Annotated in this window: 19 protein-coding genes; 7 read left to right on the top strand and 12 right to left on the bottom strand. The window is 41.4% G+C overall.

Annotation, left to right across the window (positions count from 1 at the left end; genetic code table 11):
- Positions 1 to 117: 117 nt before the first annotated feature.
- The 3 genes from K1F36_RS18200 to K1F36_RS18210 all read right to left on the bottom strand — a co-directional run bounded on the left by K1F36_RS18200 (position 118) and on the right by K1F36_RS18210 (position 3,529).
- Positions 118 to 561, bottom strand: coding sequence for a hypothetical protein (locus tag K1F36_RS18200; RefSeq protein ID WP_220115061.1), 444 nt, complete (start codon positions 559 to 561; stop codon positions 118 to 120).
- Between the two features lie 111 nt (positions 562 to 672).
- Positions 673 to 867, bottom strand: a complete 195-nt coding sequence (locus tag K1F36_RS18205) for a hypothetical protein (protein WP_220115062.1) — start codon at positions 865 to 867, stop codon at positions 673 to 675.
- Positions 868 to 1,027: 160 nt separating this feature from the next.
- Positions 1,028 to 3,529 carry a zinc-dependent metalloprotease gene (locus K1F36_RS18210; RefSeq protein WP_220115063.1) on the bottom strand — a complete coding sequence of 834 codons (2,502 nt, stop codon included), beginning with the start codon at positions 3,527 to 3,529 and terminating at the stop codon, positions 1,028 to 1,030.
- Between the two features lie 266 nt (positions 3,530 to 3,795).
- On the opposite strand from K1F36_RS18210, the gene K1F36_RS18215 reads away from it, so the two are divergent.
- Positions 3,796 to 4,518 (top strand): hypothetical protein, encoded by a 723-nt coding sequence (locus K1F36_RS18215; protein WP_220115064.1) that lies wholly within the window; start codon positions 3,796 to 3,798, stop codon positions 4,516 to 4,518.
- Between the two features lie 444 nt (positions 4,519 to 4,962).
- On the opposite strand, the gene K1F36_RS18220 is transcribed toward K1F36_RS18215, so the two are convergent.
- The 5 genes from K1F36_RS18220 to K1F36_RS18240 all read right to left on the bottom strand — a co-directional run bounded on the left by K1F36_RS18220 (position 4,963) and on the right by K1F36_RS18240 (position 12,938).
- Positions 4,963 to 6,393, bottom strand: coding sequence for an SLC13 family permease (locus K1F36_RS18220; RefSeq protein WP_220115065.1), 1,431 nt, complete (start codon positions 6,391 to 6,393; stop codon positions 4,963 to 4,965).
- Positions 6,394 to 6,488: 95 nt separating this feature from the next.
- Complete coding sequence (locus K1F36_RS18225; protein ID WP_220115066.1) at positions 6,489 to 9,341, bottom strand: TonB-dependent receptor; 2,853 nt, start codon at positions 9,339 to 9,341, stop codon at positions 6,489 to 6,491.
- A 156-nt stretch (positions 9,342 to 9,497) separates the two neighbouring features.
- A complete protein-coding gene (gene lysS, locus K1F36_RS18230; protein ID WP_220115067.1) occupies positions 9,498 to 11,189 on the bottom strand; it encodes a lysine--tRNA ligase in 1,692 nt (563 codons plus the stop codon).
- A gap of 65 nt (positions 11,190 to 11,254) precedes the next feature.
- On the bottom strand, positions 11,255 to 11,797 hold the full coding sequence (locus K1F36_RS18235; protein WP_220115068.1) for a thioredoxin family protein: 543 nt from the start codon (positions 11,795 to 11,797) through the stop codon (positions 11,255 to 11,257).
- Positions 11,798 to 11,897: 100 nt separating this feature from the next.
- Complete coding sequence (locus K1F36_RS18240) at positions 11,898 to 12,938, bottom strand: response regulator transcription factor (protein WP_220115069.1); 1,041 nt, start codon at positions 12,936 to 12,938, stop codon at positions 11,898 to 11,900.
- A 91-nt stretch (positions 12,939 to 13,029) separates the two neighbouring features.
- Here K1F36_RS18240 and K1F36_RS18245 point away from each other — a divergent pair, with 91 nt between their 5' ends.
- From K1F36_RS18245 to K1F36_RS18265, 5 genes are all read left to right on the top strand, one after another.
- Positions 13,030 to 13,185 (top strand): YqaE/Pmp3 family membrane protein, encoded by a 156-nt coding sequence (locus K1F36_RS18245; RefSeq protein ID WP_108246858.1) that lies wholly within the window; start codon positions 13,030 to 13,032, stop codon positions 13,183 to 13,185.
- 7 nt (positions 13,186 to 13,192) lie between these two features.
- A complete protein-coding gene (locus K1F36_RS18250) occupies positions 13,193 to 13,930 on the top strand; it encodes a hypothetical protein (protein ID WP_220115070.1) in 738 nt (245 codons plus the stop codon).
- A 32-nt stretch (positions 13,931 to 13,962) separates the two neighbouring features.
- Positions 13,963 to 14,679: a lipoyl(octanoyl) transferase LipB gene (gene lipB / locus K1F36_RS18255; RefSeq protein ID WP_220115071.1), complete on the top strand. Its 717-nt coding sequence runs from the start codon at positions 13,963 to 13,965 to the stop codon at positions 14,677 to 14,679.
- A gap of 93 nt (positions 14,680 to 14,772) precedes the next feature.
- Positions 14,773 to 15,369, top strand: a complete 597-nt coding sequence (locus K1F36_RS18260) for a hypothetical protein (RefSeq protein WP_220115072.1) — start codon at positions 14,773 to 14,775, stop codon at positions 15,367 to 15,369.
- Between the two features lie 228 nt (positions 15,370 to 15,597).
- On the top strand, positions 15,598 to 16,266 hold the full coding sequence (locus tag K1F36_RS18265; protein ID WP_220115073.1) for a hypothetical protein: 669 nt from the start codon (positions 15,598 to 15,600) through the stop codon (positions 16,264 to 16,266).
- 59 nt (positions 16,267 to 16,325) lie between these two features.
- Here K1F36_RS18265 and K1F36_RS18270 read toward each other — a convergent pair whose 3' ends face one another.
- The 4 genes from K1F36_RS18270 to K1F36_RS18285 form a co-directional block, all read right to left on the bottom strand.
- A complete protein-coding gene (locus K1F36_RS18270; protein WP_220115074.1) occupies positions 16,326 to 17,018 on the bottom strand; it encodes a TapB family protein in 693 nt (230 codons plus the stop codon).
- Positions 17,019 to 17,029: 11 nt separating this feature from the next.
- Positions 17,030 to 18,346: an OmpA family protein gene (locus tag K1F36_RS18275; RefSeq protein WP_220115075.1), complete on the bottom strand. Its 1,317-nt coding sequence runs from the start codon at positions 18,344 to 18,346 to the stop codon at positions 17,030 to 17,032.
- A 121-nt stretch (positions 18,347 to 18,467) separates the two neighbouring features.
- The gene (locus K1F36_RS18280; protein ID WP_220115076.1) at positions 18,468 to 20,924 is read right to left on the bottom strand and encodes a ribonuclease HII; all 2,457 of its coding nucleotides are present in this window, start codon (positions 20,922 to 20,924) and stop codon (positions 18,468 to 18,470) included.
- 29 nt (positions 20,925 to 20,953) lie between these two features.
- The gene (locus tag K1F36_RS18285; RefSeq protein ID WP_220115077.1) at positions 20,954 to 21,550 is read right to left on the bottom strand and encodes a ribonuclease HII; all 597 of its coding nucleotides are present in this window, start codon (positions 21,548 to 21,550) and stop codon (positions 20,954 to 20,956) included.
- Between the two features lie 233 nt (positions 21,551 to 21,783).
- On the opposite strand from K1F36_RS18285, the gene K1F36_RS18290 reads away from it, so the two are divergent.
- Positions 21,784 to 22,152 (top strand): carboxypeptidase-like regulatory domain-containing protein (locus tag K1F36_RS18290; RefSeq protein WP_258539141.1); only part of this gene is annotated, 369 nt, incomplete at its 3' end.

Here is a 22,152-nt window from a genome sequence, read left to right on the forward strand (position 1 = left end):
CTGTAAAATAGCAGATAAAAAAATATATCTGTAAAATAGTAGATAATTTTTAAGTGCATATAAAAAAGAAACCGCGACCATGGCTGGCGCGGCTTCTTAAATCAACAAAAAACACTATCATCTTCTCCTTCTTTCCTGCATTTTTTTCTTGCCATGCATTTTTTTGCGATTGGAGAACTTTTTCCAAGTCTCATACTGTTCTGTGTCCAGTATTGTTCTCATTTTTTCTTGCATTGCGATTTGACGGTCCAAACGTGCGTTTTCCATTTCAAATCTTTCTTCGGGAGTGGGTTTTTCCCATTCGCCACTCTCTTTCGCCGCTTTTATCTCTGCCCATTTTTCCTTTCTAAACTGGGCCTTTTCCAAATTGATTTTGTATACTTGGTCTTTTTGGTTTTCGGTTAGGTCCAATGCCAAGGTCATATGTTTTGTTTGCAATGTGGCCATTTGTTCCGCGGTCATGTCCATTTTGGGACCTTTTCGCATTTTGGGACCATCATGCCTTTGGGCGGCCATGCTCACTGTTGTTAGCATAACCAATAAAATTGCTAATTGCTTCATATTGTTCAATTTTTAATGATTTGTCTCTTGGACATCTGCTTGATCCAAAAGGTTTAATCATCAATAGATAGTTTATGAAGCTTTTAACAGTAAAAAAGTGGGTTGTGAAAATTAATTGAGCTCTTCCTTGGGGGTTGTTTTTTCAGAATCATCGGGATACTCATCTGCATCCTCGAAATGAGTCTCAACGTAAGTTTTGGAATTTAAATCATCTTTAAATTTATCGTGTTCCTCTATCAAATAGTAGGAAGTAGAGGCTGCCACGAAACAGGAAAAGTAGATTAAGCTTTTTGTCTTGTAGTTCATGAATGTGAGATTTGGATTACTAAAGTAGTGAAAACAACTGGCAATCTCACGTATATGTTGTGAAAGGACTTGTAAGGGATGCGTACTTAAAAAAAAGCAAGGTGTGATCGATGAACGACAACGATCACACCTTGCAGGTGATTTATTTGTTTAAAAATGCCTATTTCGCAGGCTCCAAAATCAGGTCAATGCGCTCCATTGCATCTTGCAAATGATAACGGCTCATGGTATCCGAAATTCTGGAAAGACCACCTCTGATATCGCTTTTAAGATTGTTGAGTTCGGCACGTGCCACAGAACGAATATCCGACTGACTTGTATTGATAGGAGTCGATTTCCTATAACCGCCAAAATCAGGTTGTTTACTTTGACCTTCGGCAGTCATCAAGTATTCCAAACGATCAATATGTGCCTTTTGAAGATTTCTACGGTAGGTGTCGATGGTTTTTCCACTTCGTGTCTCGGACCAGATTCCCCTGCGAAGGTCGCGCATCACCTCTACCAATCCGTAAGCTTCATCGCCGTTCAAGGTTTCATTTTCGATGATTCGGGCCAATTTGCCCAAATGCAACATGGTGTTCAAGTATCGTTCTTGTGTTGCGCGGATTCGTTCTATGGAACCGGAATATTGTATCTTATTTAAAATATTTTGGTCAATCAACCACTCTGGGGTCTCAAAGAGTTGCTCTTGCATAAACTCCATAGCGTCCTTTTGATGCTCCTTGCTCACATAGGTGTACACTGCACCTTCTTGGTCTGCAGTTTTGTGGTATTCATAAACACCACCAATATTGTTGGATACATGTCCCATATACCTATTGAACTGTGCTACTACGTGGCCATACATGGTTTCAAGGTCATCATAGTTTTCACCGTCTTCGGTGGTCCACTGCATTAGGTTGGGAACGATTCGCTTTAGGTTTTCTATACCATATAAGCTAGCTTTGATGGCATCATCCCCTAAATCCTCGGTTTGTGAACTTGGGTCGTGGATATCGCCTACCTGTTGGTGACCAAATCGGTACATGGGGTCTCCGGCATGTTCCAGGATCCAATCGTTCAAAATAGGTTTTTCTTCTTTGGCCGTTTTGTCCAAAATTGGCTTATACCCCCATTTGATAGCATACTTGTCATAGATACCGATGTTGGGCATCAAAGCAACGCCTTCGTCACCTGGTTGGGCAACATAGTTGAAACGTGCATAATCCATAATGGATGGAGCCGTTCCATATTTTTGGGTAAAACTTGCAGAGCGTAAGGAATCAACGGGGTAAGCAACGCTACTGCCCATGTTGTGCGGCAATCCAAGTGTATGTCCAACTTCGTGGGAGGATACAAATCGTATCAAGCGTCCCATAATTTCTTCTTTGAACTGAGTTTTTTGAGCATCTGGATTAATTGCTGCTGTTTGCACAAAATACCATCCACGTAGTAAGCTCATCACATTGTGGTACCAGTTAATGTCCGATTCCAAAATTTCACCGCTCCTTGGGTCGCTTACGTGCGGACCATTGGCGTTTGGAATAGGAGAGGCCAAATAACGAACCACAGAATACCTAACATCCTCGGGAGACCATTCTGGGTCTTCTTCAGGAGATGGTGGGTCTTTGGCAATAATGGCATTTTTAAAACCTGCTGCTTCAAAAGCTACTTGCCAATCTTCAATACCTTGTTTTATGTATGGAACCCATTCTTTGGGAGTGGCCCTGTCCACATAGTACACAATTGGTTTCTTAGGTTCCACCAATTCTCCTGCCTTGTATTTTTCAATGTCCTCATCCTTGACCTCGAGTCTCCATCGATCTAGGTAGGTAACGGTTTTGCTTTCCTGTGCATCAAGTCCGTAATCCACTTGTCCTCTGGCAAACCATCCTACACGTCTGTCAAAATAACGGCGTTTCATGGGTTCTTTTGGCAATAAAATCATGGAATTATTGATCTCCAAAGAAATGGATCCCAAACTGGAGTTGCTTGGCGGTTCGTTGGACAAGTATGTTTTTACGTGTCTTGCCTCAATATTCAAAGGGTAACTTTTGATGGATTCAATGTAGCTGCGATCCCCGTCCATTCTGGTAACCTTGTATCTTTTTCGGTATCCATCGGGAAATCCAAGGGCCTTTACGTCATCGGTAAACATAGGATCGATTTCGATTACCGTTGCAGGGTTCAAGGAATCTTTTTTGTTGATAGCCTTGATGTCGAAAGAGAAAAGTACAGGTTCAAAGTTTGAGTTTACCACTGCTTCGTGCACCGGAAGTGAATCTGCCGCTACATTTTCATAAGACGCAACTCGCACCAATACCTTTTTGTCCTTTTTTTCCCAGCGTAGTACCTGTGTATTGATTTTTCCGCCACCAAAACCGATGCCTGTGGCTGTTTTGGAGATTCGGCTCACCATTAACATCTCACGATTGAACAGGGAGTCTGGAATTTCGTAGTAACGTTTGTCATCTACAGTATGCACACGGAAGAGACCTTCGTCGGTCTTTGCATCCTTGGTGATGACCCTATCATAAGGTTTTATATCACCAGGTTTGGATTTGTCCTCCTTTTGTTGTTCCGTCTGTTTCTTTTTCTTTTTGAAAAGTTGGGCGTCAATGTTTTGAACGGTACCCAATAAAATAAAGACTACAAGTAGTCGAGGTAGTAAATTTTTGATCATTATATGTCCGTTTGAATAACTATGAAGATTCAAAGAACCTAAAATTCGTGAGATTTAACTGTTAAATAAATATTAACAGCTGTTTTTTTAACGCTATGTCTCAACCTTTGGGAGTCCTGCCTTTTACTGAGGGTTTGGAGGAAATCGCCCCGTATAACTGGGCTTAACGGGCGTTTGGAATTTGTGAAAATTTCCTAAAGACTGTAACATTTTCGGTTTTGGTCAGTCTTATAAGCATATCATCAATCACAAAATTCAATCAAAAAATGAACAAGTTATTATTAATTTATGGTAGTGTATTATTGAGTAGTACAGCCATAGCCAACGACCAACAAAATACCAAGGTTGTCCAGGTACAGTCCGAGACACCGGGTAGTTTAGAAAACAGTTTGACCACCTTGAATATAGGTACTGCGTTAAACGATCCAACTTCAGAAATGGCAGATTTTGCCTGGTATGAATTGAATTTAAATGAAATAGTGTATTTGGAGGAAGAGCCAGAGGTACATCTAGGTTTTGATACTGCGGATTATCTTCCAGAAGGTTTTAACCCCTACAAAAGCTATTTTGATTTGAATTCCATCATATACCTCGAAAATAATGTTGATTCTTCTTTGGGCTTTGATGTCCAAAAATACTTGCCGGAGAATTTCAACCCTTACACGGATGTGGTGGATGTACATTCCATCAACTATATGGAGGAAGAGGATATGGATCTAGGTTTTGATGCCAAGGATTACTTGCCAGAAGGCTTTTCTCCTTACGAGATGTATGTGGATTTAAAGTCGATTTCCTACTTGGAGGAAGAAACCGAACTTGTATTGGGAATCAATAGCGAGTATTTGTTGCCAGAAGGTTTTGATCCTTACACGGATCTAATAGCCATCACTTCGGTAAACTACATGGAGGAAGAAGATATGGAACTGGGTTTTGATACTTCCAAGTATCTCCCTGAAAATTTTGATCCATACTCAGGGTCAATGCAGTAAAATGTTCTCATTTTACAACTTATTTGAGTTAGCTATGAAAACCCCTCGATCGAGGGGTTTTTGTTTTCACAAGACCATTCTTTTGTTAAGAAAATCCAATAAGTGACTGGTTAACAAAAAAATAACACCAGTATATATGGCATTGGTATTTGTAGCAAAATAGCTGTTATTGTATGGATAATTCAGCCATTTGGATGTTTTGATAAAATTACTTCAGCAAATGGCGAAAACTGTAAAAAAGGATAGACCTTTTAGGTTCTTATTGTGAAGTTAACAAAAGACTAATTATAATAATCTTCACAAAAAAGGGTTATAACTTTATACCTAACAAAGAGTTACGCTCCGCTTATCAAGAGTTGAAGCGTTGGTTAAGTTAGTTTCTTACATTTTTTTGAGTTAGTTAGTTTGTGAAAATGCCCTTCCGCCCGGAGGGGCATTTTTGGTTTAGAACAGCAACGGGATCACAAACTGGAAAACCAAAATAAGTAAAACAACTGCTATCAGATTCAGGATAACACCAACCCGTGCCATTTCCGGAATTTTTACATAACCACTGGCAAATACAATAGCGTTGGGCGGTGTTGCCATGGGCAGCATAAATGCACAACTACTGGCAATGGTAACAGGTATCAACAGGTGGAGCATGGGGATATCCAGACCAATGGCGATACCGGCCACTACGGGCGCCAAAACTGCCACAAGGGCCACATTGCTCATCAATTCTGTCATAAAAAGCATTAAGAATATCAATAATGCAGCGGTGAACAAAACACTTATTTCGCTCTGTGCTATGGCGTTGGCTACCATATCCACGATACCGCTGGTCGACATCCCTTGTGCTAAAGCGAGCCCTCCACCAAAAAGGATTAGAATTCCCCATGCCAGTTTGGAAGTATCTTTCCAAGTAATGATAAAATCCCCCTTTTTCATGTTATAGGGAATGGCAAAAAGAGCGATTGCCGCAAAAATACTTATCATGGTATCCGTAAGCCCCAAGCTTGGAAAGATGTTATTGATCAAGGTCCTGAAAATCCATAGGAAAACCGTTACGGCAAAAATTGCCAAAACCATCTTTTCCTTTCCGGAGGTAGGGCCCAATTTTTCCAGTTCAACTTTGATGACTTCCTTGGAGGCACTGAACTTCAAATCTTTGTTGGGGAACATCCATTTTACTAGGACCAAATAGCAAATCCCAATCATAATGATGGAGAAAGGCAAACCTATGGTCATCCACTTTAAAAAAGATATTTCCGTATTGTATTCATTTTCCAATAGCCCTATCAAAACCGAGTTCGGTGGTGTGCCGATTACCGTGGCAATGCCACCTGCATTGGCAGAAAAGGCGATGCCGAGCATCACGCAAAGCGCAAAATTTTGATCGCTCTTGGTAAAGCCATCCTCGTCGTTGATCAATAGATTGATGACTGAAATGGCAATAGGCAACATTACCACCGTACTTGCCGTATTGCTGATCCACATGCTCAAAGTTGCGGTGGCGATCATAAAACCCAAAATCACCTTGTTTGGCGTGGTTCCAGTGAGCCTAATAATGTTCAGGGCAATCCTACGGTGCAGGTTTACCTTTTCCAGGGCAAGGGCCATCACAAAACCACCAAAGAACAGGAATACAATGGGACTACCATAATTGGCACCAACCTCTGCAATGGGCAGAATCTTTAGAATAGGCAGTAGGAGCAAGGGAAGGAGTGCGGTAACGGATATGGAGACAGCTTCGGTAATCCACCATATCAGCATCCATGCCGCAACCGATATTACGGGGTCGCCCTTTTCCGAAACGATTTCAAAAGGCAACAAGTTCAATACAAGAAAGACGACCGGCCCTAGGACCAGCCCAATTTTTTTGCTTAGTTCCATTGGGGTTCTAAGCTATGCTTTTTTGTTAAAAGATAAAAATAAAGAAGCCCCGTGATGGGGCTTCAATATGAAAAATAATTAGAAAAGTGATTGGTTTATTTGATCTTGAAGGTCAATCTGCCAAAGACGTATCTTCCGTTCTGTCCAAATTGAACAGACCTCCTTGAGTAGATAAACCTACCCTCCGATCTAAAAGCAGGATCATTCTCGTCCGGATAAACATCCAAAAGGTTATTGGCTCCAATGGTGAATGTTGCACTTTCGGTAAAATTGAAGCCAATGGTAAGATCGGTCACAATTTTTGCCCCAAATGTATAGTCGATGGTAGGGTCTTCTTCATTGGTAGCTTCCCTTACTTCGCCAAAATACCCGTTTCGCAAAAAGAAGCTCCAATTGTCCCCAACTTTTACGTTGTGGGATAGATTTCCTTTGGTGGTGGGCACTGCAGATTCCAAATAGATTCTACTTGTTGGGTCAAAATAGGTGTCGCTCAGACCTGCATCGGCGATTGCCTCGGGAACTTTTACTTTTTCTACAGTTGTTTCGGATACCGTCATGGCCAAAGTGTTGGTCAGTGAAACATTGTCCGAGATGTTCGCTTTGTGGTCGACTACAAAATCCAAACCTCTGGTCTGGGTATCCACAGAGTTGGCAAAGAAAGCAGCTTGGGTGGCATTGGCCTGTTGGAAAAGATTGGCCAACTCGGCATTTCCGTTATCATCGAACTGACCTGTGAGGATTACACGGTCATCTATGTTGATGAGAAATCCGTCCAAGGTAAACTTTAGGTTGGCACTGGGCACTCGTGCCGTAAATCCGGCCGTTGCACCTATCGATGTTTCCTCTTTCAAAGGTTCTATGCCCAGCAATCGGGCAACTCTGGAGGTGTTTGGAAAAGTACCAACTTCATTGGGAATCCCGTCTACAAAAAGAGTAGAGGTGGAGCTGTAATGAATCTGGTGCAGGGAGGGAGCCCTAAAACCAGTTTGTCCACCACCTCTAAAATTGAGGTTTTCCGAAATTTTCAATCGTGTGGCCACCTTAAAGTTCAAGGTTCCCCCAAAATCGGAGAAGTTTTCATACCTGACCGCTCCACTGAGCAAAATGGATTCGGTAAAATCAGCTTCCACATCAAAATAGCCTGCAATGGTGTTTCTGAAGGCATTGACTTCATTTTCTGGTTTGAAGCCTGGAAATACTTGAATCCCACTATCTCTAGTGTTTCCAAAAAAGTCTGTAGGTACCATTGAATCTGGATCGGTGGGATCATGTGGAATGCCCAGGGTGTTGTACTGTGTGTAGGAGATTTCCTCTCCGGCTATGATACCGTAATTTTCTACACGGTATTCGGCCCCGAAAGCAATATTCAAGCCTGCCATGGTATCTTCATAAAAGCGGCTCATATCAAAATTGGAGGTGTTTTCACTATAGTTGAACCCACCCGAGTTTGCTTGAAAAGGAGTCGCATTTTCCATTGAAGCATTGTTGGAGTTTGTAACGTGGTACATGAACTCGTTCTTTCCGTAGGAATTGCTAAAGTCAACGTTCCAATCCCCGATCATTCCCTTGATTCCGAATGCGGCTGACTTATCTACAATATTTGAATTGATTTCCGGCAAAAAACCATTTGGATAGGCGGGGGTATAGGTGCGCGACTGGTTCGGAAGGCGGTAAAAACCACCTGCATTACCATTTTTAAAGCTTAGACCGCCAAACCCGTAGATTTCCAAATTCTCATCCAACGGTATGGAAAGGTTGGCAAAGAACTGGGCGCCCCTCAACTTGGATTGACCAACTCGCATGTTGAAATCACTTCGTTGTAAACCCCTGGCCAACAATTCAGATTCGGTGACGTCTGCATTCAGAATACCTTGAAGTTCTTCTTTGGTTTCATTTCCGTTCAGAGCAATTCCAGCAGCTGATGCATACTGAAATATATCTGCCAAATCATCATCTAGTAGTAAGGATGTATCATAATTATCGGCGGCAGCAACCCTTTCTATGGAATTATAGCTATTAAAAATAGAACCTTCCCATTCCTGCATACGGTTGGTCCATCCGCGGTGGTTAAAATTACCGGTAAAGTTGATAAACCCACCATCTTTTCCAATAGGCAATCCGTAATTCAGTCCCAGACTTACTTTTTCACCATCGATTTTCTTTTGTGGACTGTGTTCGCTGGTAAAATGGGCACCTGTGTTTACATCTACCTGCAATTCGTTCACGGTATTCTTCAAAACGATATTGATGACCCCTGCAATGGCATCGGAACCATACTGGGCGGCAGCACCGTCCCTAAGGATCTCGATTCTGGAGATGGAGTTGGAAGGAATGGTGGTCATGTCGGTACCGACACTTCCCCGACCAAATGTTCCGTTTACGTTGACCAGTCCTGTTTTGTGCCTTCTTTTTCCGTTGATGAGAACCAATACTTGGTCAGGCCCGAGTCCGCGCAAAGCAGCGGGGGCAATATGGTCCGTACCGTCAGAAATGGTCTGTGGATTGGAAGTGAACGATGGTGCCGCATAGTTCAGGATTTCGGTGACCGTGACCTGCGGGGCGGATTGTACCAGTTCTGTTACATCCAGCACATCGACGGGCACTGGCGAGTCGGTAGAGGTTCGGTTGGCGTTTCTGGATCCAACCACTACAACATTTTCCAGTTCGAGTCCGGCTTGTAGTGTAACGTCTAATGTGTTGCCGGTTACGGTCGCTTCTTGCGTGTTGAATCCGACGTAGGAAAATACCAAGATGTCTCCGGTGCTAGCTTCAATGGAATAGTTGCCATCAAAGTCGGTGATGGCTCCCGTGGTTGTTCCTTTAACTTGGACCGAAGCTCCCGGTAAGGGTACGTTTTGGTCGTCGTAAACGGTTCCTGTTACCTCTTGTGCCATTCCTGTAAACGATACCAACAGCACAAAAAGGAATGCTAATTTCATTCTTTTCATTTAAATAGGTTTTAGTAAGATTATTGGGGTATGCTGCTGGAAATTTCCTTTTAAAAAGGAAAAAGTTGGGGAAAGATAGAGCTTTTTTTAAAAATGAAAACCCCTGGACTATTGATCAAGTCCAAGGGCCGTTATTTTGAAAAGTTATTTTTTGATTTAACCGGTGTACTTCACTATGAGGTCGTCCCCTGTTTTTTCCACCTTAATGAGCCCATGTTTTGTGAGCCCCTTGGTACTTTTGTCCCATTTTTTACCGCTCAAACCAGCTTTATCTTTAAGGTCGGCCAGGGACATTTCTCCTTGAGGCTTAAGAATGTCCACGATGGTTTTTTCTTCCTCGGTCAACTCTACTTTTTTCTTCTCTGGTCGCATTTGCGGGAAGAACAACACTTCTTGGATGGAGGAGTTGTTGGTCATCAACATCACCAAACGATCGATTCCGATTCCGATTCCAGAGGTTGGAGGCATACCATATTCCAGTGCCCGCAAGAAATCCTGATCAATAAACATGGCTTCATCATCTCCTTTTTCAGAAAGTTTGAGCTGATCTTCAAAACGTTCGCGCTGATCAATGGGGTCGTTGAGCTCGGAATAGGCATTGGCCAATTCCTTGCCGTTCACCATCAATTCAAAACGCTCCGTAAGTCTAGGATTGGTTCTGTGCTCTTTGGTCAACGGACTCATTTCCTTTGGATAATCGATGATGAAGGTGGGTTGAATGTAGTGGTGTTCACATTTTTCACCAAAAATCTCATCGATCAATTTACCGATGCCCATGGTTTCATCCACTTCAATATCCAATTTCTTGGCCACTTCGCGGAGTTCGTCCTCTTCCATATCGGCCACATCGTAACCTGTATGAATTTTAATGGCTTCCAAAATCGGAACCCTTGGGTAAGGGGCCTTGAATTCTATTTCGTGATCGCCTACCTTCACTTTGGAGCTTCCAGTGGCATCAATGGCCACTTTTTCCAATAATTCTTCGGTGGTGTCCATCATCCAGTTGTAGTCCTTGTAGGCTACATAGAGTTCCATTACGGTGAACTCTGGATTGTGGGTGCGGTCCATTCCCTCGTTACGGAAATCTTTTGCAAACTCGTACACACCGTCAAATCCACCTACAATCAATCGTTTTAGATAAAGTTCGTTGGCGATCCGTAGGTACAAAGGCACGTTCAATGCATTGTGATGCGTTAAGAACGGACGTGCCGCAGCTCCACCGGGGATAGGTTGTAAAATGGGGGTTTCCACTTCCAAATATCCTTTTTGGTTGTAGAATTCCCGTATGCTCGTCGTGATTTTTGTTCTTTTGATGAAGGTGTCCTTAACGTGCGGGTTTACTACCAAATCCACGTACCGTTGACGGTACCGTAGCTCTGGATCATTGAAAGCATCGTATACTTTTCCTTCATCGTTTACCTTTGGTAAGGGCAATGGTCTTAAACTTTTGCTCAATAATGAGAAGTTTTTTACCATCACAGTTTTTTCCCCTACTTGAGTCTTGAACAATTCTCCTTCAATACCGATGATGTCCCCGATGTCCAACAATTTTTTGTACACATCGTTGTAAAAGGTTTTATCATCATCCGGGCAAATTTCATCACGGTTAAAGTAGACCTGGATTCGTCCTTCGCTGTCCTGAAGTTCAGCAAAAGAAGCTTTTCCTTGAATTCTTCGTGACATCAATCTACCGGAAATAACCACTTTCTTTCCTTCTTCAAAATCATTCTTGATGCTCTTGGAAGTGGCATCAATAGGATACAATGCTGCGGGATATGGGTTGATGCCCATTTCCCTGAGTTTGGTCAATTTTTCCCTTCGAACGATCTCTTGTTCCGATAGTTGCATAGTCTGTAAAAAATTTAAAGCGCAAAATTACAATTTTGCGCTTTAAATCCTTGCGTTGGCCCAACTTAATATGCATAATTGGGCACATAGTCCTTTTGGAAAACAATTTGGGCAATGTCTTCTTCCAAAGTTTCCAATGGACTTTCCACAATCCGGTTGATTTCCTTGCCATCTTTAAAAAAGATGATGGTCGGCACTTTTATGATGTTCAATCCTTTTTCTTCGCCTGTGGGACTGGTTTTATAGTGTTCCTTACGATAGTCCAGTGCTATGATTTCCAATTGCTCCATCGGAAAATCCGCGGCTTCCAGAATTTTGATGAATTTGGGACTTTCCCGTTTGCTGTCGCCACACCAAGTGCCCAAGAAAAGTTTGATGTTGTACCCCGCCAGTTTTTCCTTGAAAAGGGCAACCATCGTTTCGTCGGGGAGGTAGTTTTCATATCGGTCTTGGAACCAGTTGCTGTAAGGTTGTGACCGTAATCCTTCCAAATTGATTTGTCCCACTAAAAACTGTAGGCCGTTTTCTGTTTTGATTTCTTTGTTGAATTCTTGTGCCGAAGCTCCGAAAGTAAAAAGCAAAAGAAGTGTTGCCAAAAGTTGTTTCATGATTTTACGTGATTTATGGTTTGATGGCCAAATTCACCAAAATCTTTGATGGACGTAGGTTGCGGACGTTGGATATTGGTACTAGACCGGGGGTTGAATTTTATTTTTTGAAGCGGAGTGCCATCTCTTCGCGGGAAGTGATGCCCAACTTTTTGTACAGGTTGTTGATGTGTGTTTTTATGGTACTTACGCTCACAAAAAGCTCTGAGGCAATCTCTTTATTGGTCTTGTTCTCCAATATCAGGCTGACGATTTTTTGCTCTTGAGGTGTCAGTTTTTCAAGCAATTGAGAAGTGTTCCTTTTTTTCTTGCCTAGAAAGAACAGCACATTGCCCAAAAGAGAAACCGCCAAAAGAGCCATGATGGTCCGGTTCCATTTACTGGATTTTGGGCGACTGAAACTTGCCAACTCTTTATCAGTAGTTATTTCGGCTTGGTACTGTTGGGTAAATTCTGCGTTGGGGCAGGTGTTGGCCAATCTTTCCGATAGACCTTCGTAATAATCGTTGGTTGTTAAGTCTTCCAGATAAAACTTAAAGGTTTCGTTCCTTTTGTCGGATAAAAAATCGTAGATGTAAAGTTCGGCCAAGGGTTCGTCTGTTTCTTTTCCAAAATTGTGCAAGGTCTGGAACCACTTGTCCAAATTCAATTTTTTGTTGGCTTCGCTTGGATAATCGGCAAAATCGTAGGCCATATGTTCCTTTAAGCCATCAATTTCCAATAAGAGCCCGGATTTTGGATTAGTGGAAGATATGGTGCAAAGCGATTGGTCTTCAAAAGAGGTGGGAAAGCTAACGGTATCTTTATTATTGGCAATAAACAACACATTTTTACTGTTATTGCATCGGCCCAAAAAGTGATTGCTGCCCGTGTTGTCCGAACAGCCATCCAAATGAATACGATAGATGCGGTTTTGGTCATTGAGGTTGTTGCCCTCAAAGGAAAAATGACCCAAGGAGTCCACTTCTGATTTTTGCACGATTTGATCTAAGTAAACCCGTCCAGATTTACGATAATCCTCGACCAATGACAGGTAAATTGAATTACCATTGTTCTCTGCGGAAACTTGCCCCGAAAAGTGATACTGCCCAAAAAGGGAAGAAGCTTGTGTGAGAAACAAGAAAAGGAAGAAAAACCGCATTTTTACCCGATTTTGGTTAAAAATAGTGCTTTTCTGTAACAAAATATGTATTTGGGCTACCTATAAGTATCATCAATCAAAATCAAAAAAAATGAGTTTCTGGAGAGTTTTATTGGCCATATTGTTTCCACCCTTGTCGGTCATCGGAAAAGGTTGTGGCTCTGTTCTTATTGTATTACTTTTAACCCTGTGTGGTTGGGTTCCCGGAGTAATCGGGGCCTTGGTCATACTAAACAACACTAACTAAATATTATATGAAGAAAGTCCAAATCTTGCTGTCGGCAATGTTGATTGCCCTTGCCAGTGCATGTAATTTTACCGAAGAAATACACATTAATGAAGATGGTTCCGGGAAACTGTCCATAAATTTTGATGGCTCCGAAATGATGGAGATGGCTGGCGACGAATTGACCAGAACCAATGAAAAAGCTATAGATTCCATAATTTCTTTCAAGGATTTTTTGGAAGAGAAGAAGGATAGCATCGCCCAATTGCCTATTGAAGAACAAGAAAAGTTGAAAAAACTGGAGCCGTTCAATATGAGAATGGTAATGAATCCTGAAAAAAAGGAGATGATGTTCGATTTGTACAGCGAGTTCAAAAATGTGAGCGAGGTCAATGATGCTTTTGGAGCTTTTCAAGATGCCAGTTCCATTGGGGGCAAATCAAACCCTCAGCAAGGCCCGATGAAGCCTGCTGAGCAACCAACCGAAGTAGATTACTCGTTCAGCAAGGACAAGTTTTCCAGAAAGGCCAAAATTGTGGATCAAGAGTTGTTCCAACAGCAATTGGATAGTTTACAGGGGGCGGAGATGTTCCTATCTGGGTCTACGTACACCTTAAAATATCACTTCCCTAAAAAGATAAAATCAACCACTGCTGAAGAAGCGACCTTTAGTCAAGATGGCAAAACCTTGATCTATGAGGTCAACTTTATGGAGTTGATGAAGAATCCATCAGTCTTGGATTTGGAAGTGGAGCTGGAGAAATAGTTTTCCATTTCCATGCTTCGTATCTTTGTAGCATGAACAAGAAAGTTGCTCTACAAGATCTAGGATTAAAGGATTACAAGGAAACTTGGGATTACCAAGAGTTTCTGTTTAAGAACATTGTGGACACCAAGATTCGAAACCGTCGTGAGGAGGCCAATCTTGATACGCCCAATCATTTCCTGTTTGTGGAGCATCCGCATGTGTATACCTTGGGAAAGAGCGGCGACATCAACAATTTGTTGGTAGACGAAAACAAACTTGCCGAAAAGGGTGCTACTTTCTATAAAATCAACCGAGGGGGAGACATTACTTACCACGGGCCTGGACAAGTGGTGGGCTATCCTATTCTGGATTTGGACAACTTTTTCACGGACATTCACAAATACCTTCGTTTTTTGGAGGAAATGGTGATTCTGACCCTGGCCGAATACGGTCTTAAAGCCGAACGCTCCAAGGGTGAAACCGGTGTTTGGTTGGATGTGGGGACTCCATTCGCACGTAAGATTTGCGCCATGGGCGTGCGCGCCAGCCGTTGGGTGACCATGCACGGCTTTGCCCTGAATGTGAACGCTGATTTGGGTTATTTTGATATGATGATTCCCTGTGGTATAAAGGACAAAGCGGTTACTTCTTTGAGTGTGGAATTGGGGCAAAAACAAGTGGATATGGAAGAGGTGAAGCAAAAACTACTAAAACACTTTATAATACTTTTTGAGGCGGAGTTGGTCAAGGAAGGGACACAAGTTTAAGCATGCTGAAATATTCATTTTGAATTCACAAATAATGAGTATCTTGATTTAAGAATAAACCTTTGAAATGAATAGCTCTTACAAATGAATCTTTTGCAGAAAAAACTTTTCCTGGTCCGAGAATTTACTTTGGAAAAAGGATTCTTGAGAATTCAATTTAGAAATTTAACTAGCTCTGAAGAGTTCAATATTCCCTATGAGGAAATAGATTTTTCGAAAACTGTTTGGCAAAAGGAAACCGATAACGTGATGTTAATTGTTACTTTGGTATTTGGTGTTTTTTTTCTAATTAACATATTCAATCCTGATAACTATCCCGACGGGAGTGGTTTAATAGGTGTTTCCATATTCTTATTCATTGTTACTTGTCTTAGCGGACTTGTCACATATATAAAGTCAAAAAATGTGTTGTTGATTCCTACCCATAATAACGGTTATTTGGAGTTCATTAAAAACAAGCCTAACAAGGATGAATTTGAAGCATTTATTAAAAAACTGTCTGATGAGATAACCCTGTTTTTAAAGTCAAAGTATGCTAAAATCGATTTAGAGATGCCAGTTGAACCTCAATTGATGACCCTTGGATGGCTTAGGGAAAAGGATATTATCTCTGAGGAAGAGTTTGAAAATCTTAAACATAATTTGGTTAATAAGAAAAAAGGGGGAGCTAGTATCGGTTTTAGTAAGTGATACTTCAAATGAACTTTTATTTGAATTAATAATTGATTTGTGAAAGAGTACGATGTTCTTGCCCACATTATGTTGTGCGGTAAAATTTCTTTAACGTTATCGATAGCCCTCTAAATCCAATTTAAACCATTAACTTACTACTGCACAGCATAACTACATATTGAGTTCATGTCGGCAAAACCAATTTTTGCACTCGATGTTGTTGTATGCAACTAAATTCAACGCACCATGAAAAGATTTCTCTTAGTACTTGTATTGACAGGAACCTTGCTTTCCTGCAAGAACACCAGCGAAAACAAAAAAGATGGGGAGGATTCCGCAACAGTGGAAAGCAATACGGTTGATAAAGTCGAAACCCACTACGTTCCCATTGACTCTGACGAAGCATTGATTGCTGCTTCACTCATGGCAGCTCCAGAAGAAAGCCGAGACGGGTGTAAAGTGATTGGTTATAACATGGCCGGTGATTTTGTGACGCTCAGAGAGGGAGATAATGAATTTATTGTCCTGGCCGATAACCCAAAACAATCTGGATTTAATGCGGCCAGCTATCACAAAAGCTTGGAGCCTTTTATGGCCAGAGGCCGTGAACTGCGTGCAGAGGGTAAAACAGGTCCAGAGATTTTTGATATTCGCGAGGAGGAAGCAAAATCGGGCAAACTCGATATGGGACAATTTGGGGCCACCTTACATATTTATTATGGGGAAAGTAACCAATACAATCCTGAGACCCACGAAGTGGAAGGGGCCCATTATCGTTATGTGGTGTATTTGCCATTTGCCACGGCAGAATCTACAGGACTTCCCGAAAAGCCTTTGGGTTCAAACCATCCTTGGATCATGGATCCAGGGACGCATAAGGCCCATATAATGATTTCTCCTTTACGGAAAGAATAGAAGAATAATGAAAAACCGAGGCTCGCACCTCGGTTTTTTGTTTTTACAAAGTAAATCTACTATTTGCTATACTGGGTCAAGACCATGCTGCCCATCAATTTTCCATTTTTGTTGTAGGATTCTTGTTTGATCATGCCAACTCCTTCGGCCAGCCAAATGCGTGAAGGAAAGGTCTGGTTGGTCATCATCATTTTGGTTTTGGTCTCGCTGTAGATTACATAACAGTCAAAAGTTCCGGCAGGTGTGGTCACACTTTCTTGTTTTTCAACTTTTCGGTTCAAGGTCTCAATATTGGTGTTCATGTTGATGCCTCCGCCCATTTTCATTTTCACTTCCATGTTGGCATCCGGAAGCTCCTGTCCTACAGATAGGTTGTTGGGCAATTCCACATCGGTACCCGAGATATCCATTTCTACATCGCCCATTTGACTGAGCATCTGTTCGTTCATCAAGGATTTAAAATCAATTTTTATCACATCGCCTTCGCAAGTAACTTCATAATCGGAGGTGTAGGCTCTTCCTTTTTTATCCATCATTTCCATCATCATGGTGGCGTTGGTAGTGCTGCCGCTATTTTGAACATCCGTTACCTTGTAGGTGATTTGGCCATCCTCTTTACCTTTTTTATCATAATTGGTATACTGGAAATTGGCTCCGTCAACCAGCGGGTAATAACTGCTACAATTGGATTGAGCTTGGGAATGATAGGCTGTAAAAAGGGCTATTAGACCTAATACTATATATTTTTTCATAGTCTGCGGTGTTATTTTTTAATGAATTCTACTCTACGGTTCTGTGCCTTGCCTTGGGCTGAATTGTTGTCGGCTACCGGTTCCCCTTCTCCTTTTCCTTCGGAACTTAATCTATCGGCGGAAACACCGTACACGGATACCAGTGCCTTTTTTACAGCTTCGGCCCTGTTTTTGGAGAGCGATAGATTGCTTTCATCGGAACCATCGGAATCCGTATGTCCCACGATATTTAGTCTGATGGAGCTATCTTGTGTCAAAACTTGGGAAATCTGTCTGATGATACCCATCGACTGTGGTAAGATGTCTGCCGAACCGGAATTGAAGAGAATGCCATTGGTGGAAATTTTACCTTCCGACATTAGCTTTCTGCGAAGGTCCACACCACCTTCGGCAATTTTCAGGTTGCTGATTAACAGCTGTTCTTGATTTTTCTGTTTATCAAAACCCTTAACATGGAATTTAAGGTAGTTGATGAGTTCAGGGTTCACGATGAATTGTGGCAGGTCGACCACTTTTGTTTCGTTAAGCCATAGTCTATAACGGTTCTTGTTTACTGCGATGGACACATGTACGACATCTGTATAAATATCTCTAAAATCTTGTTGAAGATTGTTGCTTATTGATGCGGGGTCTCCAGTAAAAAAATTGTGAACTCGAACGCCAACGGGCACGTACTGGCAGAAACCAAGAATGGCATATACTTTATTTTCGTTGGTTGTGAGGTTTTGGGTTTCGGAAAGATAAATCTCCAACACTGCGGAAGAGCTTGTATTTGTTGTCAAGTTGGTGGCCTTTACATCAAATTCTATCGTGTAATCCTCTGGAAGGGCTTTGCCGAGGTTGGGAACGGTAAGACTTCTGTTGGCAATGGAATACCATTTACCGGGCAATGTGCCAACGGTAACAACTTCTCCCGAGCCGTTGGTGTTCCATTTGGATGGGAAATCGCCCATAAAATCGTCGTTGAAGTCGTCGTAAAAAATAGGCTTGTCACCAGGGACATAATCAAACTTACTGTAAACTTCTATGGTTTTGGGTCCTGGAGTGACAGGTTCTGTAGATGTGCCGTTTTCGTCTATGTTGCCGCCGGGGTTCCCATTTCCTTGCGGATTTCCTGGAGATTGTTTTCCTCCTGAGCCAGGTTCCAGGATACTGTCAAGAGCTTGGTCTGTCTTTTTTGAGGTCTCTTTTTCTACCCGTCTTTCAACTGTGCGTTCAGCTGCTTTTTCCGCTTTCTTGGCCAATTTTTTGAAAAACTGTGCTTCTCCGCTGGTACCCATCAATAGGGCAAAAGACAAACAATAGAATAGTTTGTTTGGGGTTTTCATTTAGTATTTTTTTAGTTGTTGATAAAATAATTCTATCCAAACTACTAAAATGTAAGCCTCTATATATCTAAAAATGTATGTGTTGCATTAACTAATGTATGACTGGCCGTATGTTGTTCCGTTAGTTTATTTTGTAGACAATCAGGGAGTTGTCCTGGTCTTTTGCAACAAGTTCCAGCTTTTTGTCGTTGTCCATATCCGAAAGGTCGATCAAAGAACTTCCGAACACAGGGAAATTGGAAATGGGTTCGGCTTGGCTATCGTATAGATAAATTTGATGGTTTTGCAAATCTGTTACGGTAACATAAATTTTGTCATAGATATAAAAGATTTTAGGTTTGGAATAAACCCCAAGCTCCAGTTCCACCTTTTTCCCTTTTATGGTGAGTACGTTGTCATCCATTAGTACCAATGTGTTGCTTGTTGCATAAAACCCATGGTCTGGGTTTAGATTGAAGTTTGTGGCCGTCAACTTTCCGTTGGTGTCAATTTGATGGAGCACTCCTGTTTTGTTGGTGACGGAGAATTTGTTTTTATATAGGAAAACATCGTTGTTGGAAAAGTCTATTTTTTCTGGAATTTTAATTCGGTCGCTACCTACACGGTGCAGAATCCTAAGGGTACTATTGTCTTGTTTAAAGACGAGATAATCTTTGTTGCCCACTCTAAAATGTTGAGGGGTGCCCAAAATATTACTCGGGGCATCGGTAAAGGTAAACCCACGGACTATTTTACCTTGGTTATTGTACATGAATACTTTACGGCCTTGGGTAACTACAAAGCGGTAGTTTCGACTGCCATCATAATCAAATACTGCTAATGGATTCAGGTTTCCGCCCTCAAAATCAATATTGAATGGGGCAACTTCGTCACCATTTCGATCCAAGATCAAGAATTGGTCGTTCGTGGTAAAGGCGAGCTGCAGTTTTCCATTTTTATAGATGTCAACTTGTTGTATAGCTCCCTGTATCCTGCCATTCAATTGTTTGGTCCAAAGTACTTTTCCATCGGTAGAGATTAGGTAGAGCACGTTGTTTTCGTCCTGTACCACGATTTCCTGCTGTCGTGTTCTATGGTTTTTCACAAACAGAGGGTCTGTAGCCAAGTCTGTGTTCAGTTCTAGAGTGAAGAGTGGGGAAACCGTATTTTTCTCTTGGTTCTTTATGATTTTTGAGGCGAGAATATTGAAATGCCCAAAACCATTGTCCATTACCATTTGTGAGGCAAACACCTGTCCGTCCAAATCATCTTCATTGATGTCCTCGACCACCTCAGGGGAAAGTTCCTGTTCGGAAAAAAAGACGATGCCCGAAGCATTGGAGACCATAAGAATGCTGGATTCGCTAGCTAGGGAAGCTTTTGCTGTTTTGTACCCTTGGTCGTTATCGAAAGACGAGGAGCTTTTATGATTGCTTATTATGGTTTGCAAAGCTTCCTTGTTTTCTGAAAAAATAAAACTGTTCTCCAGTATAGTACAAAAGTTGGACGTAAAATTCTTTATTAAAGGGGTGAAGTTTTGTTCTATTAAATCTGGAGCATCCAAAGCCAATATTTCACTTCCTTGATAGTCTTCTGAGCTGGTTTTTTTGCTGTTAAGGTAATCGTATAGGCCTTCGGTACCGAAAGACTTTAACAATGCCACCTTCTCATTATTTAAAAAAATCAATCCAACTTCTTCTATGGTATTAAAAAGGGAATCGGTTTGTTTTACCCTGTCCAGATATTCGTTCTGGTTTTTTGCGAAGATTTGGTAATCGTCAAAAGTATAGGAAATGATTGCTTGCGAATTCAATGGGGCATAAGAGGGCGTTCTATTGGCGAGGGGTGAAGTGCCTTTGAACAAGTTGATAAAGTTTTTAGTGGAATCTGGGGCCATGGCCACACCGTTCAGGTTGACCTCGTCCGAATTTGCGGTAAAGTCCAAAGAAACCCATGACGAAAATGGGTTCTTTCTGGATTCATTTTGTTCCTTGAGTGCCAGAAGGGATGTATTTCCACTAGGGTCTATATATAAGGTAGCTGATTTGTCGGTGGAACTCGCTTCATACAATTTCTTTAATGTAGGGTCCACTGGTGTACTCTCATTTGCTCGTATGAGATTTTCCATCAGCATCATGGAAGAGCTCATTAGAACATCACTTTCTTTTTCAAGGCTGAACATTTCTAAACCGTCGAGACTGTATTTTGTGACGTTTGTGCCTTCATAGGTTAATGTCTCGACCGTTTTGTTGGCCACACTGTCCACATTAAAAAGTCCCGAAACTTTTTTAGTGGCCATTATGAAATCATAATTATCCTTGCCAACTTCAAAAAAAGCAAGCACAATTGTTTTATTGGTTTTCAGATAATTTAGTTCTTGGGTCTTGCTGGAGATGTCTTCGATATGGGCAAAGCCTTCAATGCTTTTTAGGAGAGAATTGTTCTTAAGTTCGCTTTTGAAGTTGCCAAGGTTGTTGATTTTTAGAACTAGTGCCGGATTAGGGGGTAAATGCTCCAAAAGAGAGTCTTTGGTCTTCACCTCTTTCGTACATGATGCAATAAATATGGGGAGCAAGCAAAAAAGTACCTTTGATCTCATTTTAGCAGTTTGACACAAAGTTAGGATTTTTAAATATCCAGAGTCAATTGTTCGGGGAGTTGTCTAAAGCTTTTTCTGTGATATTTGGTGATGCCGTATTTTTTGATAGCTTCCCTGTGCTCTTTGGTAGGGTATCCTTTGTTTTTTACCCAGTTGTACATGGGGAACTCTTCGTGGATTTTCGCCATATAATCATCCCGGTATGTTTTGGCCAAAACTGAGGCGGCCGCAATGCTCATAAATTTACCATCCCCTTTAATTATGCATTCATGATCTATGTTAGGGTAGGGTTTGAACCGGTTTCCGTCAACAATGATAAAATCGGGGAGAGGTTGTAGTTTATCAATTGCACGGTGCATGGCTAAAAAAGAGGCGTTCAAAATGTTTATTTCGTCGATTTCTTCTTCAAAAACATGGCAAACAGAGAAAGAAACGGCATTTTCTTCCAAAATCGGCTTCAAAAGATCGCGTTTTGTCTCGGAAAGCTGTTTCGAGTCGTTTAAGGTGATGTTGTTAAATTTTTCTGGCAATATTATGGCGGCAGCCGTCACCGGGCCTGCCAAACAACCCCTTCCAGCTTCATCGGTTCCTGCTTCAAACAATGACCGGTAACATGATTTTAACATACATCTTAAAAATTTAACAATTGAAAACTAAAGAAAAACATATTTGCCAATAAAAAGTTAAAAAAAATCCTACAAACCTAATAAATAGGGTTATTGACCACGAATAATGTGTTAAAATTATCAAAATTATTGATTGATGCTTCGGTAATATAGGTGCTGCAAGGTTGTTAATTTTTTTGAATATTAACTTTTTATATTGATTTTTGAGCGGACTAATTCAAAAAATGAAATAAATGAAAGCTAAGTTAGCATGGATGCTAACGCCTTTATTGGTGTTATGCATGTCTTTCTCTTTTGGACAAGAGAAAACAGTTTCAGGTAACGTGACGGACCAAAACGGTCTGCCTCTTCCTGGTGTTTCCATTATGGTTGTTGGAACATCCAATGGTACACAAACCGATTTTGATGGTAATTACACCATCTCAGCTTCACAAGGGCAAATGTTGCGTTTCAGTTACATCGGTCAGAAGACTGTGGAAAGAACTATAAGAATCAGGGGTGTTAGCTCTGTGACTGCCGGAAATGAGCCATTATATGTTATAGATGGTGTTCCGGTAAATAGTGGTAGTGTGGGTACTGATGGAGCTTATTCTTCTCTTTCA

The sequence above is a fragment of the Flagellimonas abyssi genome (assembly GCF_019457905.1).
Lineage (GTDB): Bacteria > Bacteroidota > Bacteroidia > Flavobacteriales > Flavobacteriaceae > Flagellimonas > Flagellimonas abyssi.

Excerpts from the sequence above, each read along its gene's own strand:
- K1F36_RS18200 (WP_220115061.1), bottom strand. The coding sequence starts at position 561 with ATGAAGCAATTAGCAATTTTATTGGTTATGCTAACAACAGTGAGCATG.
- K1F36_RS18205 (WP_220115062.1), bottom strand. The coding sequence starts at position 867 with ATGAACTACAAGACAAAAAGCTTAATCTACTTTTCCTGTTTCGTGGCA.
- K1F36_RS18210 (WP_220115063.1), bottom strand. The coding sequence starts at position 3,529 with ATGATCAAAAATTTACTACCTCGACTACTTGTAGTCTTTATTTTATTG.
- K1F36_RS18215 (WP_220115064.1), top strand. The coding sequence starts at position 3,796 with ATGAACAAGTTATTATTAATTTATGGTAGTGTATTATTGAGTAGTACA.
- K1F36_RS18220 (WP_220115065.1), bottom strand. The coding sequence starts at position 6,393 with ATGGAACTAAGCAAAAAAATTGGGCTGGTCCTAGGGCCGGTCGTCTTT.
- K1F36_RS18225 (WP_220115066.1), bottom strand. The coding sequence starts at position 9,341 with ATGAAAAGAATGAAATTAGCATTCCTTTTTGTGCTGTTGGTATCGTTT.
- lysS (WP_220115067.1), bottom strand. The coding sequence starts at position 11,189 with ATGCAACTATCGGAACAAGAGATCGTTCGAAGGGAAAAATTGACCAAA.
- K1F36_RS18235 (WP_220115068.1), bottom strand. The coding sequence starts at position 11,797 with ATGAAACAACTTTTGGCAACACTTCTTTTGCTTTTTACTTTCGGAGCT.
- K1F36_RS18240 (WP_220115069.1), bottom strand. The coding sequence starts at position 12,938 with ATGCGGTTTTTCTTCCTTTTCTTGTTTCTCACACAAGCTTCTTCCCTT.
- K1F36_RS18245 (WP_108246858.1), top strand. The coding sequence starts at position 13,030 with ATGAGTTTCTGGAGAGTTTTATTGGCCATATTGTTTCCACCCTTGTCG.
- K1F36_RS18250 (WP_220115070.1), top strand. The coding sequence starts at position 13,193 with ATGAAGAAAGTCCAAATCTTGCTGTCGGCAATGTTGATTGCCCTTGCC.
- lipB (WP_220115071.1), top strand. The coding sequence starts at position 13,963 with ATGAACAAGAAAGTTGCTCTACAAGATCTAGGATTAAAGGATTACAAG.
- K1F36_RS18265 (WP_220115073.1), top strand. The coding sequence starts at position 15,598 with ATGAAAAGATTTCTCTTAGTACTTGTATTGACAGGAACCTTGCTTTCC.
- K1F36_RS18270 (WP_220115074.1), bottom strand. The coding sequence starts at position 17,018 with ATGAAAAAATATATAGTATTAGGTCTAATAGCCCTTTTTACAGCCTAT.
- K1F36_RS18275 (WP_220115075.1), bottom strand. The coding sequence starts at position 18,346 with ATGAAAACCCCAAACAAACTATTCTATTGTTTGTCTTTTGCCCTATTG.
- K1F36_RS18280 (WP_220115076.1), bottom strand. The coding sequence starts at position 20,924 with ATGAGATCAAAGGTACTTTTTTGCTTGCTCCCCATATTTATTGCATCA.
- K1F36_RS18285 (WP_220115077.1), bottom strand. The coding sequence starts at position 21,550 with ATGTTAAAATCATGTTACCGGTCATTGTTTGAAGCAGGAACCGATGAA.